13 protein-coding genes are annotated in these 17864 nt (G+C 70.3%); 9 read left to right on the top strand and 4 right to left on the bottom strand.

What is annotated here, in order from left to right; translation table 11 throughout:
• The first annotated feature begins 50 nt into the window (after positions 1-50).
• Positions 51-1793 (top strand): pyruvate dehydrogenase, encoded by a 1743-nt coding sequence (locus ABZ622_RS16895; RefSeq protein ID WP_360543766.1) that lies wholly within the window; start codon positions 51-53, stop codon positions 1791-1793.
• 39 nt (positions 1794-1832) lie between these two features.
• Here ABZ622_RS16895 and ABZ622_RS16890 read toward each other — a convergent pair whose 3' ends face one another.
• Positions 1833-4952, bottom strand: coding sequence for a glycoside hydrolase family 38 C-terminal domain-containing protein (locus ABZ622_RS16890; RefSeq protein WP_360543764.1), 3120 nt, complete (start codon positions 4950-4952; stop codon positions 1833-1835).
• Between the two features lie 156 nt (positions 4953-5108).
• Here ABZ622_RS16890 and ABZ622_RS16885 point away from each other — a divergent pair, with 156 nt between their 5' ends.
• The 7 genes from ABZ622_RS16885 to ABZ622_RS16855 all read left to right on the top strand — a co-directional run bounded on the left by ABZ622_RS16885 (position 5109) and on the right by ABZ622_RS16855 (position 12139).
• Positions 5109-6275: an FAD-binding oxidoreductase gene (locus tag ABZ622_RS16885; protein ID WP_360543762.1), complete on the top strand. Its 1167-nt coding sequence runs from the start codon at positions 5109-5111 to the stop codon at positions 6273-6275.
• Between the two features lie 40 nt (positions 6276-6315).
• Positions 6316-6642: a (2Fe-2S)-binding protein gene (locus tag ABZ622_RS16880; protein ID WP_360543760.1), complete on the top strand. Its 327-nt coding sequence runs from the start codon at positions 6316-6318 to the stop codon at positions 6640-6642.
• Positions 6623-8089 carry an NAD(P)/FAD-dependent oxidoreductase gene (locus ABZ622_RS16875; protein WP_360543758.1) on the top strand — a complete coding sequence of 489 codons (1467 nt, stop codon included), beginning with the start codon at positions 6623-6625 and terminating at the stop codon, positions 8087-8089. Before ABZ622_RS16880 ends, ABZ622_RS16875 begins: the two co-directional genes overlap by 20 nt.
• A gap of 218 nt (positions 8090-8307) precedes the next feature.
• Positions 8308-9216, top strand: a complete 909-nt coding sequence (locus ABZ622_RS16870; RefSeq protein WP_360543756.1) for a dihydrodipicolinate synthase family protein — start codon at positions 8308-8310, stop codon at positions 9214-9216.
• A 163-nt stretch (positions 9217-9379) separates the two neighbouring features.
• Complete coding sequence (locus tag ABZ622_RS16865; protein ID WP_360543754.1) at positions 9380-10381, top strand: proline racemase family protein; 1002 nt, start codon at positions 9380-9382, stop codon at positions 10379-10381.
• Entirely contained in the window at positions 10378-11322 is a 945-nt protein-coding gene (locus ABZ622_RS16860) for an ornithine cyclodeaminase family protein (protein ID WP_360543752.1), read from the top strand. The genes ABZ622_RS16865 and ABZ622_RS16860 overlap by 4 nt, the downstream gene beginning before the upstream one ends.
• Positions 11323-11410: 88 nt before the next feature.
• Positions 11411-12139 (top strand): GntR family transcriptional regulator, encoded by a 729-nt coding sequence (locus ABZ622_RS16855; protein ID WP_360543750.1) that lies wholly within the window; start codon positions 11411-11413, stop codon positions 12137-12139.
• A gap of 163 nt (positions 12140-12302) precedes the next feature.
• Here the strand turns inward: ABZ622_RS16855 and ABZ622_RS16850 are convergent, their stop codons facing one another.
• Positions 12303-13781, bottom strand: coding sequence for an aminopeptidase P family protein (locus ABZ622_RS16850; RefSeq protein ID WP_360543748.1), 1479 nt, complete (start codon positions 13779-13781; stop codon positions 12303-12305).
• Positions 13782-14119: 338 nt separating this feature from the next.
• On the opposite strand from ABZ622_RS16850, the gene ABZ622_RS16845 reads away from it, so the two are divergent.
• Complete coding sequence (locus ABZ622_RS16845; RefSeq protein WP_360543746.1) at positions 14120-16513, top strand: M9 family metallopeptidase; 2394 nt, start codon at positions 14120-14122, stop codon at positions 16511-16513.
• 99 nt (positions 16514-16612) lie between these two features.
• On the opposite strand, the gene ABZ622_RS16840 is transcribed toward ABZ622_RS16845, so the two are convergent.
• Both ABZ622_RS16840 and ABZ622_RS16835 read right to left on the bottom strand, forming a co-directional pair.
• Positions 16613-17002, bottom strand: a complete 390-nt coding sequence (locus ABZ622_RS16840) for a barstar family protein (protein ID WP_360543744.1) — start codon at positions 17000-17002, stop codon at positions 16613-16615.
• A 95-nt stretch (positions 17003-17097) separates the two neighbouring features.
• On the bottom strand, positions 17098-17496 hold the full coding sequence (locus ABZ622_RS16835) for a ribonuclease domain-containing protein (RefSeq protein WP_266910666.1): 399 nt from the start codon (positions 17494-17496) through the stop codon (positions 17098-17100).
• Positions 17497-17864 lie beyond the last annotated feature (368 nt).

Below are 17864 nucleotides of genomic sequence, written 5' to 3'. Positions count from 1 at the left end.
GTTGATGGATGCGAAGTCCGGAAGCCGAAGCGCGGAAAGGGTACGCACCCATGGCCAAGCAGAACGTGTCGGAGCAGTTCGTCGACATCCTCGTCCGGGCGGGCGTCAAGCGTATGTACGGTGTCGTCGGCGACAGCCTCAACCCGGTCGTCGACGCCATCCGCCGCAACCGGGCCATCGACTGGATCCAGGTCAGGCACGAGGAGACCGCCGCTTTCGCCGCCGGCGCGGAGGCCCAGGTCACGGGCTCGCTGGCGGCCTGCGCGGGCTCCTGCGGTCCCGGCAATCTGCACCTCATCAACGGCCTCTATGACGCCCACCGCTCCATGGCCCCGGTGCTCGCCCTCGCCTCGCACATCCCGTCGAGCGAGATCGGACTCGGATACTTCCAGGAGACCCACCCGGAGCTGCTCTTCCAGGAGTGCAGCCACTACAACGAGATGATCTCCAACCCGCAGCAGATGCCCCGGCTGCTCCAGACGGCCATTCAGCACGCGATCGGCCGGGGCGGGGTCAGCGTCGTCACGATGCCGGGTGACATTGCGTCGCAGCCCGCCCCGGAGAAGTCCATCGAGCACGCGCTGGTCACCTCGCGGCCGACGGTCCGTCCGGGTGACGAGGAGATCGACAAGCTCCGCCGGATGGTCGACGAGGCGAAACGTGTGACATTGTTCTGCGGCAGTGGCACGGCGGGCGCCCACGCCGAGGTGATGGAGTTCGCCGAACGGGTGAAGTCCCCGGTCGGGCACGCGCTGCGCGGCAAGGAGTGGATCCAGTACGACAACCCGTACGACGTCGGCATGAGCGGTCTGCTCGGCTACGGCGCCGCCTACGAGGCGACCAACGAGTGCGACCTGCTGATCCTGCTCGGCACCGACTTCCCGTACAACGCCTTCCTCCCGACCGATGTGAAGATCGTCCAGGTCGATGTGCGCCCCGAGCACCTGGGCCGCCGCTCCAAGCTGGATCTGGCGGTCTGGGGCGATGTCCGCGAGACCCTGCGCTGTCTGACGCCGCAGGTGAAGGAGAAGACCGACCGCAAGTTCCTCGACCGGATGCTGAAGAAGCACGCCGAAGCGCTGGAGGGCGTCGTCAAGGCGTACACCCGCAAGGTCGAGAAGCACATCCCGATCCATCCGGAGTACGTTGCCTCGGTACTGGACGAACTGGCCGACGACGATGCCGTGTTCACTGTCGACACCGGAATGTGCAACGTGTGGGCCGCGCGATATCTCACCCCCAACGGCAAGCGCCGCGTCATCGGATCGTTCAGCCACGGCTCGATGGCCAACGCGCTCCCGCAGGCCATCGGCGCCCAGTTCACCGACCGGAACCGCCAGGTGGTCTCGATGTCCGGCGACGGCGGATTCACCATGCTGATGGGCGACTTCCTGACCCTGGTGCAGTACGACCTGCCGGTGAAGGTCGTGCTGTTCAACAACTCGTCACTCGGAATGGTCGAGTTGGAGATGCTGGTCGCGGGTCTGCCGTCGTTCGGCACGGCCAACAAGAACCCGGACTTCGCCGCGGTCGCCCGCGCGTGCGGGGCGTACGGCGTGCGGGTGGAGAAGCCCAAGCAGCTCGAAGGCGCCCTTAAGGACGCCTTCAAGCACAAGGGCCCCGCGCTCGTCGATGTCGTCACCGACCCCAACGCCCTCTCCATCCCGCCGAAGATCAGCGCCGAGATGGTGACCGGCTTCGCGCTCTCCGCCAGCAAGATCGTGCTGGACGGGGGAGTGGGCCGGATGGTCCAGATGGCCCGCTCCAACCTGCGTAACGTGCCCCGCCCCTGAACGCGGCCCCGGCCGCGGTGAGTCGGTGTTCGGCAACCGTCACGCCGGGGTCAGGCGCAGCGTCAGGATCTGGAACGGCCGGAGCGACAGCACGAGACCGCGCTCGTCGGTGTCCGCCTCGCGCAACGGCCGTTCCAGCAGGTCGGTGACCTGGGCCCGCGCGACGGGGAACCCGACCCGCAGTGTGGTGCCGGCGCGGCCGCCCGCCGACTCGTAGAGCCGCACGATCACATCGCCGCCGCGGTCCTCGGCGAGCTTCACCGACTCCACCGTGACCGCCGGATGCCCTGTGTCGACCAGCGACGGCAGTACCGGCGCCACCGCCGCCCGCAGCGGCAGATTGAGCGCGAGCCCCTCCCGTACCGCGTCGGTGATCCCGCCGCCCGGCGCCAGCGCGTACCTGAACCGGTGTCGGCCGACGTCGGTCTCCGGGTCGGGGCTGTGCGGGGCACGCAGCAGCGTCAGCCGTACGGTCGTGCCGAGGCCCGAAGCGTGCGGGGTCCGGGTCACGTCGTGTCCGTACGTCGAGTCGTTGAGCAATGTCACGCCGTACCCCGGCTCGGCGACCCGCAGCCAGCGATGGGCGCAGATCTCGAAACGGGCGGCGTCCCAGCCGGTGTTGTCATGGGTGGGGCGGTGGACATGGCCGAACTGGATCTCGGAGGTGGACCGTTCGGCGTGCACATCGAGCGGGAACGCGGCCTTGAGGACCTTCTCCGACTCCCGCCAGTCGACCTCGGTATCGATGTCGATCCGACGGCTGCCGGCGCTCAGCCGGATCTCCTGTGTGACATGTGACTGCCCGAAGGACCGCCGGACGCGGACCGCAGCCCGCAACGGCCCCGCCTCCACCAGCTCGACGGAGTCGGCATCGGTGAGATCGGTCCGGGTGCGGCGGTAGTGCCGGTCGATGTCCCAGGCGTCCCAGTGGTTGGGGTGGTCCGGGTGCAGCTGGAGAAGGTTGGCCCGGTGGCCGGGGACGAGGACCTCCCGCCTCACGCCGAGGTCGCGGACGGCGGCGATCAGCCCGTCGGCGTCGATCACCGCCCGCAGCAGCCCGTTGTCGAGCACGAGACTCCCGTCCGCCGAACCGGTCGCAGTGACGGGGTGCTCCGGCACCGCCGAGCCGTCCAGCGGACCCGCGCCGAGTCCGGGGGCGTCGGCCGGCGCCACCGTACGGCCACCGGCCAGATGCTGCACCTGGGCGCCGGACGGCAGCACCGCACTCGCCTCCGGGTCCAGCTCGACCACCTGACTGCGGTGGTACGGCGACGAGTTGAGCGCCACCAGCCCCTCGGCCCCGCCCAGTGCGGCCACCGCGTCCGCCACCAGATCCGCCAGTTCCGCTCGTACCCGCTCGTAGGTCTCGCAGGCCTCGCGGTGCACCCAGGCGATCGACGAGCCGGGCAGGATGTCATGGAACTGGTGGAGCAGGACCGTCTTCCACAGCCGGTCCAGCGCCTCGTACGGATAGCGGTAGCGGTGTCCGGGGTTGCGCAGGGCTGCCGTCGTCGCCCACAACTCCGCCTCACGGAGCAGGTGTTCGCTGCGGCGGTTGCCCTGTTTGGTCCTGGCCTGGGTGGTGTATGTGGCCCGGTGCAGTTCCAGGTACAGCTCGCCCGACCAGACCGGAGCCTGTACCCCGTACTCCTCCTCGGCCGCCGCGAAGAACGCCGCCGGCCGCTCGATGGTGACCCTGGGGGAGCCTTCCAGGTTCCGGAGCCGGCGCGCCTTCTCCAGCATCTCGCGGGTGGGGCCGCCCCCGCCGTCACCCCAGCCGAACGGGACGAGGGAGCGAGTGGCCGGCCCTTTCTCCGCGAAGTTCCGCTCGGCGTGGGCGAGTTCGCTGCCGTGGAACTGCGCGTTGTAGGTGTCCACGGGCGGGAAATGGGTGAAGACCCTGGTCCCGTCGATGCCCTCCCACCAGAAGGTGTGATGTGGCATTTTATTGCTCTGGTTCCAGGACAGCTTCTGCGTCAGGAACCATTTCACCCCCGCGAGCCGGGCCAGCTGCGGGAAGGCCGCCGTGTAGCCGAAGGTGTCCGGCAGCCAGATCTCCTCGGTCTCCACTCCCAGCTCCTGCCGGAAGAACCGCTTGCCGTGCACGAGCTGCCGGGCCAGCGCCTCGCCGCCGGGCATATTGGCATCGGACTCCACCCACATCGACCCTACGGGCGCCCACTGCCCGTCGGCCACGGCCTGCTTGATGCGCTCCCAGACGTGCGGCTGGTGCTCCTTCACCCAGGCGTACTGCTGGGCCTGCGAGGCCGCGAAGACCAGCTCCGGATAGTCCCGGGCCAGCGCGGTGACATTGGCGAAGGTGCGCGACGCCTTGCGCACCGTCTCGCGCAGCGGCCACAGCCATGCCGAATCGATGTGCGCGTGACCGGTGGCCGAGATCCGGTGCGCGCTCGCCGCGGCCGGACGGGACAGCACTTCGGCCAGCTGCTCCCGGCCGGCCCGCGCCGTTCCCGCCACGTCGTGCAGATCCAGCGCGTCCAGCATGCGTTCCAGAGCACGCAGGATCTCGTGCCGCCGGGAGCGTTCGACGGGGAGTTCCCGCATCAGTTCGGAGAGCACCTCGATGTCCAGGACCAGATGCCAGACCTCCTCGTCCAGCACCGCCAGGTCCGCGGAGGCGAACCGGTACAGCGGCCGGTCGCCCGCCGTCCGTACGTCCCCGAGCGGTGTCGGCGCGAAGCCGTGTTCCAGTACGGCTGGGTTGGCCGCCGCCTCCAGCAGCAGCGCGACCGGCTCGCCGCCCGATGCCGGGGCGGCCACCGTCAGATGGCGATTGCGCGGATGGACGCCCTTGAGTGGGACGCCGCTGGTGTCGTACAGCATGCCCTCGGCCTGGAACCCCGGCCCCTGACCGGAGAAGCCGGGATCCACGACGACCTCGACCCGGCGCCCCGCCCACTCCGCGGGCACGGTCCCCTCCAGCCGGAACCAGCTGGTGGACCAGGGCTTCCCCCACTCGGTGCCGGTGCGGAACGGCTCGAACGGCTCCTGGAGGACCCGAGCCACCGGGACGGGCTCACCGGGGATGTGCCGGACGGAGAGTGCCAGCGGGGTGCGGGCCGGGTACTGGGCGGGGCGGATGAACTGGTGAAGGGCCCGTTCGAGGCGGTCCTCCACCAGGGTGCGGTCGTCGTGCATCACGGCTCCAAGCGGTCGGCGCCTGCGGGGGTTCATGGCTCCACTTCCCCGGCGGCCGATCAGGCACCCCTGCGGGCGGCGCGGGCGAGTGACGGTTGATCAACTGGCCCTGTGCGCACCCTTGGCGACCCTTGAGCAATGTGACATATTACTGCCGTGCTCACGAGACGCCCCCTGGATGTCGTCATCGTCGGGGCCGGAATGGTCGGCGCCGCCTGCGCCTACTGCATCTCCCGGTCCGGACTCTCCGTAGCCGTCGTCGACCGAGGGTCGGTGGCCGGCGGCACCACCGGAACTGGCGAGGGCAACCTGCTGGTCTCCGACAAGGTCCCCGGACCGGAGCTTGAACTCGCCCTGCTTTCCGCCTCCTTGTGGCGGCAACTGTCCGAGGAGCTGCCCAAGGACATTGAGTACGAACTCAAGGGCGGTGTGGTCGTCGCGGCGTCCGAGGACTCCCTGGCCACGCTGACCACTACGGCCGATGCCCAGCGGGCGGCGGGTGTCGAGGCGTACCACGTCACATCCGACCGGCTCCGTGACATCGAGCCCCACCTCGCACCGAACCTGTCCGGTGGCTGCCACTACCCGCAGGACGCCCAGGTCCAACCAGCGCTGGCCGCAGCCGAGTTGCTGCGCGCCGCAACGAGGGCGGGTGCGCTGGTGCGCCCAGGGGAGGAGGTGGCCGGGATCCTCCGGGACCGGAAGGGTGCCGTGCGCGGGGTGCGTACGACGCGGGGCGAACTGCACGCCCCCGTCGTGGTCAACGCGGCGGGCACCTGGGGCGGCGACCTGGCCGCACTGGCCGGGGTCAACCTGCCGGTCCTGCCGCGCAGAGGGTTCGTACTGGTCACCGAACCACTGCCCCGGCTGATCCGGCACAAGGTCTACGCGGCGGAGTACGTGGCCGACGTGTCGAGCGGGTCCGCGGCGCTCCAGACCTCGCCCGTGGTGGAGGGAACGCCCGCGGGGCCGGTGCTCATCGGGGCCAGCCGCGAACGGGTCGGCTTCGACCGAACCTTGTCCGTCGGGGTGATCGCCCGACTGGCGGCAGGCGCCACCGCACTCTTTCCCGCGCTCGCCGACGTACGAGTGATGCGCGCCTACCACGGATTCCGCCCCTACCTGCCCGATCACCTCCCGGCGATCGGACCTGACCCCCGGGTGCCGGGGCTCTTCCACGCCTGCGGCCACGAGGGTGCCGGGATCGGGCTGGCACCCGCGACCGGACAGCTCATCGCCGACGCGATCAGGGGAGAGCGGCCCGCACTCGATCTCGGACCCTTCGCCCCGGACCGGTTCGATGCCACATGCCATGTCACATGACGGTGGAGGGCGGGGCGCCCCCGCCCCAGGAGAGGACCCAGTGAGACGCACCCGCGCACGTACGCCCGCCGAACTTGTCGGGGCCGCGCCTGAGACGGAGTTCCAGCTCACCTTCGACGGCCGCCCGGTCCGCGCTCTGCCGGGGCAGACCATCGCCGCCGCACTCTGGTCGGCGGGCATCCTGACCTGGCGCACCACCCGGGTGCACGGCCGACCGCGAGGAGCCTTCTGCGGTATCGGCGCCTGTTACGACTGCCTGGCCACCGTCAACGGCCGGCCCAACCAGCGCGCCTGCCTGCTGCCCGCGGCGCCGGGCGACACGGTGATCACGCAGGAGGGCGACGGCCATGCCGAACTCGACCGATGAGCCGGGGACACCGGAGACCGGCCACGTCGAACTCGCCGTGGTGGGCGCCGGACCGGCGGGCCTTGCCGCGGCCGTCACCGCCGCCGACCACGGGCTCGACGTGGTTCTGCTGGACGCGGCCACCGCACCCGGCGGACAGTACTACCGCAGCCCGGCCGACGGACTCGGTGCCACCCGGCCCGGGGCCCTGCACCACGACTGGCGCACCTTCACGGAACTCTCCGCACGGCTGGCCGCACACCGCGACGCCGGCACGATCCGCCACCTCGCCGGCCACCAGGTGTGGACGGTCGAACGAACCGGTGACGGCGACTGGATCCTGCACGCGGTCACCGGGGCCGACACGGAGGTCCGCACCGCTGTCCGGGCCCGCCGCATACTCCTCGCGACCGGCGCCCACGAGCGCCAACTGCCCTTTCCCGGCTGGACACTTCCGGGAGTGGTGGGCGCGGCGGGGGCTCAGGCGATGCTGAAGTCGGGGCTGGTGCTGCCGGGGAGCCGGATCGTGGTCGCGGGGAGCGGGCCGCTCCTCCAAGCGGTCGCCCTCTCGCTGACCCGCGCGGGGGCGCAGGTCCCGGCGCTGGTCGAGGCCGCCGGCTATCGGGCGTACGCCCGTGCTCCCCGGGTGCTGGCGGCCAACCCGGGCAAGGCGGCGGAAGGAGCACGGTTCGCGGCGGAATTGGCCCGTGCCCGGGTGCGGGTGCTGAGCCATCGGGCGGTCACCGCGGTGCACGGGGACGAGCGGGTGGAGGCGGTGACCGTCAGCAGGGTGGACCACCGGTGGCGGCCCCTCGCCGGGACCGGCCGCCGGATCGCCTGTGACGCGCTCGCCGTGGGACACGGGCTGGTACCGCAGCTCGACCTCGCCGTGGCAGTCGGCTGCGGAACACGGCCCGGCCCCGACGGCACGCACGCGGTCACCCTCGACGAACAGCTCAGGACCACCGTCCCCGGAGTCTGGGCGGCCGGCGAGTCCGGCGGCATCGGCGGGCTCGAACTCGCCCTGCACGAAGGTGAGTTGGCGGCACTTTCCATCGTTCGTGAGGTACGGGGTGGAGTACGGAGGCGGGAAGCGCGCAGGGCCGTCGCGCTGCGCCGCTCCCGCCGCCGTCTGCGGGCCTTCGCCGACCTGATGGGAGCCGTGCACCGCCCGGGGCCCGGCTGGCGCGAGGGGCTGACCGACGAGACGGAGGTGTGCCGCTGCGAGGAGGTCACCGCGGGCCGGATCCGTACCGCGTGCGAGGAACTGGGAGCCGGTGACACCAGGACCGTCAAACTGCTCACCAGGGCCGGAATGGGGTGGTGCCAGGGCCGGACGTGCGGCTTCGCCGTTCGGGAACTCGCCGCCGCGCACGGCGGCGGACAGGAGCCGGGCGGGCCCGACCGGCGCCCGCTGGCCTGCCCCGTCAAACTCTCCACCCTCGCCGACCTGTCCGGCCCCGGGTAGGCAGCGTCCGGTCCACCCCCAGGGGCGCTTTGCGCGCCGCCCGTTGTGCCCTGCCCCGAGTCCATCCTTCCAACTGCTGCGTTCCCTTCCGCTTCTCCGTTCCTGTCCGTTCCTTTCCGCTTCTCCGCTTCTCAGTTTCTGAGTTCCTGCCTTTCTGCGTTCTCGCGGTTTCGCGTTTCCGCCACACTGTGACATGTCACACCTCTCAAGGAGCCACGATGCAGATGAACACCGACTCGCGCACCCGCCCCTGGCACGGGGTCATGGTCGCCACCCCGATCACCCTGCGCGACGACTGCACCATCGACTACGACGCCTACGCCGCCCATGTGCGGCAGCTCATCGAGGCGGGCTGCGACGGAGTGGTGCCCAACGGCTCGCTGGGGGAGTACCAGACCCTGACCGACAGCGAACGCGAGCAGGTGGTCCGGGTCGCCGTCGAGGCCGCGGGCGACGGCAACCGCGTCATGCCGGGCGTCGCCGCCTACGGCAGCGCGGAGTCGAGGCGCTGGGCGGAACAGGCCGCGGCGGCGGGCGCCGGCTCCGTGCTGCTGCTGCCGCCCAACGGGTACCGCTGCGAGGAGGCGGCGGTGCGCGCCCACTACGCCGATGTGGCCGAGGCCGGGGTGCCGGTCGTCGCGTACAACAATCCGTACGACACCAAGGTGGACCTGACGCCGGGGCTGCTCGCCCGCCTCCACCAGGACGGCAGCATCGTGGCCGTCAAGGAGTTCAGCGGTGACGTCCGCCGGGCCTACGAGATCGCCGAACAGGCACCCGGACTCGACGTGCTGGTGGGCGCCGACGACGTACTTCTGGAGCTGGCACTCGCCGGGGCCGTCGGCTGGATCGCGGGCTGCCCGAACATGCTGCCGTCCTGCTGTGTCGAGCTGTACCGGGCCGCTGTCACCGGTGACATTGCAACCGCCCTGCCGCTGTACCGGGAGCTGCACCCGCTGCTTCGATGGGACTCGAAGCCGGAGTTCGTCCAGGCCATCAAGGTGTCCATGGACGTTGCCGGGCGCCACGGGGGCCGTACCCGGCCGCCGCGGTTCCCCCTCCCCGCCGACGACGCGGCCGCCGTGCGTGCCGCGACAGAGAAGGCACTGGCCGGGGGCCTGCACTGAGACCCGCGCCCGGCCGAAACGGGCGGGGCCGCCGTACGCCCGGACGGAGCGCGCGGCCCGGCCCGTTCTGTCGAGGCCCGTTCCTTCAAGTCCCGTTCTGTCAAGACCTGTTCCGTCCGATTCCAGTGTTCTTCGTGTCCGTCCTGACGAACCAGGGGGAGCCTTGCAGACACGTCACATTTTTCATGCCGTCGACTCACACACCGAGGGCATGCCCACCCGAGTCATCACCGGAGGCATCGGCACCATCCCCGGTGCGACGATGGCCGAGCGGCGCATCCACTTCCAGCAGCACCGGGACGCCGTGCGCACCCTGCTCATGTACGAACCGCGCGGCCACGCCGCCATGAGCGGCGCTGTCCTCCAGCCACCCACCCGGCCGGACGCGGACTACGGCGTCCTTTTCATGGAGGTCTCCGGATTTCTGCCGATGTGCGGGCACGGCACCATCGGGGTGGCGACCGTTCTGGTGGAGACCGGCATGGTGGAGGTCAGCGAACCCGTCACCACCGTGCGGCTGGACACCCCGGCCGGGCTCGTCAGCGTCGACGTACAGGTCAAGGACGGCGCGGCCACCGGGGTGACCCTGACCAACGTTCCGGCGTTCAGCGTCGCGCTCGACCGGACGGTGGACGTACCCGGCTACGGGGCGCTGCGCTACGACCTCGCCTACGGCGGCAACTTCTACGCGATGGTGCAGCTGTCCGACCTGGGGCTGCCCTTCGACCGGGCGCGCAAGGACGACATCCTGGCCGCCGGACTCGCCCTGATGGACGCGGTCAACGCCACCGAGCGGCCCACCCACCCCGAGGACCCGGACATCCACGGCCTCAAGCACGTGCAGTTCGTCGCACCCGGGTCCGACGCCCGCCACTCCCGGCACGCGATGGCCATCCATCCCGGCTGGTTCGACCGCTCACCCTGCGGGACCGGCACCTCGGCACGCATGGCGCAACTGCACGCACGCGGTGAACTCCCCCTGGACACCGACTTCGTGAACGAGTCGTTCATCGGCACCTCGTTCACCGGACGTCTGGTCCAGGAGACCACCGTGGGCGGGCTGCCGGCCGTCGTTCCCACCGTCACCGGCCGCGCCTGGATCACCGGTACCGCACAATTCTTCCTGAACCCGTCCGACCCCTTCCCCGAAGGATTCCTGCTGTGAACCTCCCCCTGCTCGGCGCCGACGACATCCAGGCCCTGGGACCCACCGGAGCCGTGGACGCACTGGAGGCGGCGCTGAGCGGGGGACTGGATCCGGAGACGGCCCCCGCCCGGCACCATGTCACAGTGCCAGGCGGGGAGCTGCTGATCATGCCCGCCACCACACAGCGGGTGACCGGGGTGAAGATTGCCGGGGTGGCCCCGGACAACCCGTCCCGCGACCTGCCCCGGATCACCGGAAGCTATCTGCTGCTCGACGCCCCGACCTTGCTGCCGCTCGCCCTGCTGGACGGGGCCGCGCTCACCACCCTGCGCACCCCGGCCGTGTCCGCACTCGCGATCCGCCACCTCACCGGCCCCGTCGTGCACCACCTGGTGCTCTTCGGGACGGGCCCCCAGGCGTACGGACACCTCGACGCGGTGCTCGCGGAACGACAGGTCGAACGGGTCACCGTGGTCGGCCGGACCCCGCACCGGGCCGAGGCGCTGGCAGCGCACGCCCGCCGCCTCGGCGTGGACGCCCGTACGGCGCAGGCGCCCTGCGACGGTGAAGTCGCCACGGCCGATCTGGTGCTCTGCTGCACGACCTCCGCCGCTCCGCTGTTCGACGGCGCCCTGGTGCCGGACGGGGCGACGGTCGTCGCGGTCGGCTCGCACACCCCCGACGCCCGAGAGGTCGACACCGCTCTGGTGGTCCGCTCAGCCGTCATCGTCGAATCGCGGTCGGCCGCGTTGTCGGAGGCGGGGGACCTGCTGATCCCGATGGCCGAGGGAGCCTTCCGGGCCGAGAACATCCACGCCAACCTGGCCGAACTGGTGACGGGACGCGCTCCCGGCGGAGCGCCGGCCGGTTTCGAGGGGCCACGGTTCTTCAAGAGCGTCGGAATGGGCTGGGAGGACCTCGCCGTCGCCGCCGCAGTGCACCGTAATTCGGCGCCCTGAGCGAGTTGTCCACAGCCTCGGAGCGATGGGCCCTGACCGAATCGTGACATTGTATTCTGAGGCCCCGCACGGCGCTGGAGGAACAGATATGGCCCGCCTGACGACGCTCAACGCCATCTCCGCGCAGGAGCACTTGCGTGACCAGGTGGCAAATGCCCTCAGGGCGGCCCTGATCGCGGGCGACCTCCGGCCGGGCATGATCTACTCCGCCCCCGCGCTCGCCGCCGACTTCGGAGTGTCCGCGACCCCGGTGCGCGAGGCGATGCTCGACCTGGCACGCGAGGGCCTGGTGGAAGCGGTGCGCAACAAGGGCTTCCGGATAACGGAGTTGACCGAACAGGACCTCGACGACTTCACCGAGCTGCGGGTCATGATCGAGGTTCCCACCATCGGCCGCATCGCCCGGATGGGCCGGACCAGGGAGCTGGAGGCGTTGCGGCCGCTCGCCCAGGCGATCGTCGCGGCCGCAGCCGAGCACGACATCATCGGCTACCTGGAGGCCGACCGCCGCTTCCATCTCGAACTGCTCGGCCTGGCGGGAAACCGCCGTCTGGTGGAGGAGGTCGGCAATCTGCGCAAGCGATCGCGTCTCTTCGGACTGAACCGGCTCGACGAGTCCGGTCTGTTGGTTACGTCGGCCGAGGAGCATGCCCAACTGCTGGACGTTCTGATCGAGGGCGACGCGGAGCGCGCCGAGAGGTGCATGCTCTCTCATATGTCACATGTCAGAAATCTCTGGGCCGAGGAGGAGGCCAAGGAGATCGCGACGGGAGGCAGGCAGATCAGAAGGGTGTCGCTGCCGGCCGCCGAGGCCTGATCCGCCGATTCCGCCCGGGGCTCCGGGGCTCCGGGGCTCCGGGGCTCCCGAGCTCCCAAGCCCCGGAGGCACGGAGCCTCGCAGGCACCTGCCGCCGAGTGTGCCCAGGCGTTTCAACGGCCGCCCGGTGGGCAGCCGTTGAAACGGTTCCCGGGATCCTGTCTCAGGCCCCGGACTCCAGCAGCGTGGCCATCCACTCCTCGATGCCGTCGGCGGTGCGGGGCAGCGCCGACGACATGAGGCGGGCGCCGTCGGCCGTGATCACGAGGTCGTCCTCGATCCGCACCCCGATCCCGCGCAGCGACCGGGGCAGCGTCTCGTCGTCGGGCTGGAGGTAGAGCCCGGGTTCCACCGTCAGTACCTGACCGGGCTCCAGACGTCCGTCCAGATAGGCCTCGGCGCGGGCCTGCGCGCAGTCGTGCACATCCATGCCGAGCATGTGACCGCTGCTGCAGAGCGTGTACCGGCGGTAGAAACCGTTGTCCGGGTCGAGCGCCTCGTCCGCCGACATCCGCAGCACGCCCCACTCGTGCAGCCCCTCGGCGATGACCCGCATGGCGGCCAGGTGGAAGTCACGGAACCGCGCCCCAGGATGCAGGGCCGCGATACCGGCGTCCTGTGCTGCCAGCACCAGTTCGTAGACCGTTCGCTGCGTCGGGGAGAAGCGGCCGGACAGCGGCAGGGTGCGGGTGAGGTCGGCGGTGTAGAGCGAGTCGGTCTCCACCCCGGCGTCCAGGAGCAGCAACTGACCTTGCTCCAGCGGGCCGTCATTGCGGGTCCAGTGCAGGACACAGGCGTGCGCCCCGGCGGCGGCGATCGTGGAATAGCCGGGTCCGTTCCCCTCCGACCGGGCCCGGAGATCGAAGACGCCCTCGATCCAGCGCTCGCCGCGCGGGTGGCGCAGCGCCTGCGGCAGGCTTCGGACCACGTCCTCGAAGCCGACCGCGGTCGCGTCGACGGCTTGCTGCAACTGCCCTTCCTCCCAGGGGTCCTTGACGAGCCGGAGCTCGCTGAGCACCGCTTCGAGCCCGGCCGGTGCCGCGCGCCCGAGCGGGAACGCGCGGCAGGAACACAGGAGTTCATCGACGGACGGGTCCACCCCGGACAGCACCCGTACCGGTGGCTGCGGCCCGGTGAGCAGCTTCTCCCAGGCGTCCAGATGCGCGCAGCGGATGCCGGTCAGCCGGGCCGCCTCCGCCAGGTCGGGCCTGCGCCCGACCCAGAACTCGCCGTATCTGCGGTCGCGGTAGAACTCCTGGCCGGTGCGCGGCGACCGGGGCCGCAGGTACAGCACCGGCTCGTGCCGCTCGTCGCCGTCCGGTTCCAGGACGAGGACGTGACCGGCCTGGTCCTCGCCGGTGAGGCCGGTGAGCCAGGCATATCCGGTGTGCGGCCGGAAGCGGTGGTCGGTGTCGTTGGAGCGGACCGCGAGCGCACCGGCCGGGACGATCAGGCGCTCGCCGGGGAAGCGGGCGGCCAGCCGGGCGCGGCGCGCGGGGGTGGCGCCGATGGAGGGGACGCGAAGGTCCTCCGTCAGCGGGGACTCGGCCCACCCGGTGCCCATGAAGGCGTCCAGGGAGGGTGACACCGGCAGATCGTGGCTGCCGGTGCGGGGCGCGGAGAAGGAACGGGACACAGACATTGCTCCTCGGGGCTCGGTGGGGACCGGGGTCGGGGCCGGAATTCCGGTCTCCCCGGACACGGCGGTGCGGTGGTGGGGAAACCGGTGGTGGCGGCCGGTGCGTTCGGGGGCCGCGTGTCATATCCCGTGCTGCGACGAGAAGTTGTCGCGCGGATGAATGTGCGCGAGAGGGGTTCCAAAGAACATGTGACATGTGCCATTGTACAGCGCGCAAGGGGATGGGAGTCGTGCTCATGTCACGACGTGAGTGCGGTTCAGATCCGGTCCGGCACCGGCCCCTTGCATTCCCCCACAACCGCGCGCTGTCGCGCGGTCACCACTCCGCTGGGAGGCGGCACGTGAAGAACCTGAGGGTTCGACGGAGAATAACCGGACTGTCCACCGTGGCCCTGGCGGCATGCCTGGGCGTGGGCCTGCTCACGGCACCGAGCCAGGCCGTTGAGCGACACCCCGCCCCATCGGCCACGGCCCCCGGCCACTCGGAGGCCGCTCGGAACCGGGTGGAACAGCGGACCGAGATCCCGGGCGGCCCCACCGCCGAGTCGCTGACGACACCCGCCGGCGATGCCGCTCACGTCGAACGCAAGCCGCTCAAGGCCGCCGACCGGCCGCCGCTGTCCGCGTCCAAGGACGCGCTCAAGCGGGACTACGACGACCCGGCCGACGCGCTTCCGAGCCACCCGGCGCCTTCGATGAAGGCCGATGAGCGGGCCCGCGCCAAGGCGTCCGGCAGGACCGCGGCCGAGGCCGAGTGCAATGTCACCGATTTCACCAACAACACCGGGGGCGCCCTGGTCGAGAAGGTCAAGGCGGCGACCACCGACTGCGTCAACACACTGTTCCGTCTCCAGGGTCAGGACGGCTACAACGCCTTCCGCGAGGACCAGATGGTCACCATCGCCGATGCCATGCGCGACGCGTCGGCCTCCTACCCCGGTGACAGCAGCACCGGCATGCCCCAGCTGGTCCTCTTCCTCCGGGCCGGCTACTACGTGCAGTACTACGATCCCGACACCGTCGGAGACTACGGACCGCGCCTGCGCACGGCCATCCAGGGCGCCCTCGACGGCTTCTTCGGCTCCTCGCACGCCTTCGACGTCACCGATGCCAACGGCGAGAGCCTGTCCGAGGCGATCATCCTGGTCGACAGCGCCGCGGAGAACGCCCGTTACCTGAACATCGTCAAGCGGATGCTGGCCGACTACGAAGCGTCGTACAACGGCTCCTGGTACATGGTCAACGCCGTGAACAGCGTGTACACCGTCATGTTCCGCGGTCACCAGGTACCCGAGTTCATCAGCGCCGTCGAGGCCGATCCCAGTGTGCTGAACTCCCTGCACGACTTCGCCGCGAACCACCTCGACCTGCTGGGCACCCAGCAGTCGTTCCTGGCCTCCAACGCGGGACTCGAACTCGGCCGCTTCCTCAAGGACGACTCGCTGCGCGCCAAGGCGAGCCCGCTCGCGGCCGACCTGATGAGCAAGACCTCCATCGACGGCCCCACCGCGCCGCTCTGGGTGAACGTGGCCATGATGGTCGACGCCTACGACAAGGCCAACTGCTCGTACTACGGCGCCTGCGACCTCGCGGAGCGTCTTGAGAAGGCCGTCCTGCCGGTGAAGCACACCTGTAGCGACAGCATCACCATCCGGGCGCAGGACATGTCCGCGGCGGAACTCGAGGCCGGCTGCACCAGCCTGAGCAACCAGGACGCCTACTTCCACGAGGTGGCCCGGGACAACGGCGCGGTCGCCGACGACAACAACAAGACCATCGAGGTCGTGGTCTTCGACTCCAGCGCCGACTACCAGACCTACGCCGGAGTGATCTTCGGCATCGACACCAACAACGGCGGCATGTACCTGGAGGGCGACCCCAAGGCCGAGGGCAACCAGCCCCGGTTCATCGCCTACGAGGCCGAGTGGGCCCGTCCCGACTTCCAGATCTGGAACCTCAACCACGAGTACACCCACTACCTCGACGGCCGCTTCAACATGTACGGCGACTTCGGGGCCGGAATGACCACGCCGACCGTCTGGTGGGTCGAGGGCTTCGCGGAGTTCGTCTCCTACTCGTACCGCAAGGTCGCCTACGACGACGCCATCGCCCAGGCCGCGAACCACACCTACACACTGCGCACCCTGTTCGACACCACCTACGACAACGCCGACCAGACCCGCGTGTACAACTGGGGCTACCTGGCCGTCCGTTACATGCTCGAATCCCACCGTTCGGACATCGACACCCTGCTCGGTCTCTACCGCAAGGGTGACTGGGACGGCGCCCGTACCCTGCTCACCTCGACCATCGGGAGCCGTTACGACGCCGACTGGAACACCTGGCTGACCGCCTGCGCGGCCGGTGCCTGCGGCGGCGGGTCCACCAACCCGCCCGGTGGGATCACCGAGTGCAAGGACGCCGACACCAGGCTGCTGGGCCAGAACTGCATGCGCAGCGGACTGAAGGCCGTCAAGGGCGACTACGCCTACCTGAGCGTCCTCGTCCCGGACGGCGTCACCCGGTTGAAGATCACCGCCTCCGGCGGCACGGGCGACGCCGACCTCTACTACAGCTCGGAGAACTGGGCGACCACCGGCGTCCACACCGACAAGTCCGTCGGGGCCGGCAACGAGCACACCCTGACCGTCGACAACCCGGCGCCGGGCTACCACTTCATCAGCCTCTACGGCAACGAGAAGTTCGACGGCGCCAAGGTCACCACCGAGTTCTGATCCCTACCACCCCCATGGTGTCGGCCGGCCGAGTGATGATCCCGCTCGGCCGGCCGGTGCCGTCGCCCCGGCCCGCGTCCGCCGGTCCCGGCCCGTGGCTCACGAAAGCCGCAGCGTGCCCGGGGTCGCGCCGTCCGTCAGGATCGCCACGATCAGATCGAAGAGGGTCGGTCCCCGGCCCGCCAGTGCCTCGTCCAGCCGCTGCTGGACCGCCGCCCGGTTCGTGGGATGTGCCCGGCCCAGGCTCTGCCGCAGATATCGCGCCGTCTCCTCATGGCCCAGGGCCCGCGCGGAGGAGGCGTGGTCCCGCCACTCGAAGGCGAAATCGTCGTCGTCGGGTGTGCCCATGCCGCCGCCGAGACAGTCCGCGAGCGCGTCGAGGTTGCGGCCGAAATACCCGCCCGGGCCGTTCACCGCCTCGCCGATCACTGTCCAGAACTGCTCCAGGCCGGTGACCCGGGAGCCTTCGATCACATAGGTCACGGTCATGGGTGGAGGGTACAAGTCCGGCTGCTCCTCCGGGTCCGTTGATCCGCGCCGCAGGTGGGGGGCTACGGCGCGGATCGGTCCGGAGGGGCCGGGCTTCAGCAGCCCTGATCGATCAGGTCGAAGGTGGCGTAGTGGTCACTGGTGTAGTAGTCCTCCTGCGACCGCTCGCCGGTGACGATCCGACGTGCGCCACGGGTGGGGGAGTTGGGCGTGATGACCGTGTACTCGTGGTAGTAACCGGTGCTCTGGCCGGGCAGGACGCCTTCCCGGTTCTGGAAGACGGTGCCGTCCTGGGAGTACGGGAACGGGCCGCCCGCGTCGATCAGATCGAGGGTGTCGTGGGCCTGGGAGGGCAGCGCCGAGTAGCAGATGCTGCCCACCGAATCGGTGGACTGGGTCGAGGCGGTGGCCGCGGTGACCGGTCCGCCGACGAGGAGGGCGGACAGGAGGGCGGCTGCGCCACCGAGCGTGGTGATCCGTGGGGGGATTCGCATAGCCACCATGATGACGCGCGTAGACATGGTCCCGTCAACGCCAACCGATGTGAATTTTTTGGAAGTTAACCCGGAGGCAGGAAATGTGACGTGCAGATGTCCGGAGGTTCGCGGGCCGGTGCCGGTCCTCTGTTCACTTATTGATGAGTCGACAAGCGTGGCGGCCCGTCTGTGGGGCATGCATCCCGGTGAAAGTGTTCCGCGAAGGAGTCCGACGAGCAGCAGACACCCGGGGAAGCCGGGACCACGAGCAGGGGGCGATCACTGTGCGGGCGGGGGAGACGATGGAGCGTCAGGGAGATGCCGATTCCATGAAGGGCGAGGCCTCGCACGAGCCGGGGGCACACGAGCCGGAGGCGCGGGGGCCG

The sequence above is a fragment of the Streptomyces sp. NPDC007164 genome (assembly GCF_040634135.1).
In the GTDB taxonomy this organism is placed as follows: domain Bacteria; phylum Actinomycetota; class Actinomycetes; order Streptomycetales; family Streptomycetaceae; genus Streptomyces; species Streptomyces sanglieri.
Note: the sequence above shows the minus strand (reverse complement) of the source record. Positions and strands in the feature narration are given on the sequence as shown.

Bases quoted from the DNA above. Each gene is read 5' to 3' on its own strand.
- ABZ622_RS16895 (WP_360543766.1), top strand. From the start codon at position 51: ATGGCCAAGCAGAACGTGTCGGAGCAGTTCGTCGACATCCTCGTCCGG.
- ABZ622_RS16890 (WP_360543764.1), bottom strand. From the start codon at position 4,952: ATGCACGACGACCGCACCCTGGTGGAGGACCGCCTCGAACGGGCCCTT.
- ABZ622_RS16875 (WP_360543758.1), top strand. From the start codon at position 6,623: ATGCCGAACTCGACCGATGAGCCGGGGACACCGGAGACCGGCCACGTC.
- ABZ622_RS16870 (WP_360543756.1), top strand. From the start codon at position 8,308: ATGCAGATGAACACCGACTCGCGCACCCGCCCCTGGCACGGGGTCATG.
- ABZ622_RS16855 (WP_360543750.1), top strand. From the start codon at position 11,411: ATGGCCCGCCTGACGACGCTCAACGCCATCTCCGCGCAGGAGCACTTG.
- ABZ622_RS16850 (WP_360543748.1), bottom strand. From the start codon at position 13,781: ATGTCTGTGTCCCGTTCCTTCTCCGCGCCCCGCACCGGCAGCCACGAT.
- ABZ622_RS16840 (WP_360543744.1), bottom strand. From the start codon at position 17,002: ATGACCGTGACCTATGTGATCGAAGGCTCCCGGGTCACCGGCCTGGAG.
- ABZ622_RS16835 (WP_266910666.1), bottom strand. From the start codon at position 17,496: ATGCGAATCCCCCCACGGATCACCACGCTCGGTGGCGCAGCCGCCCTC.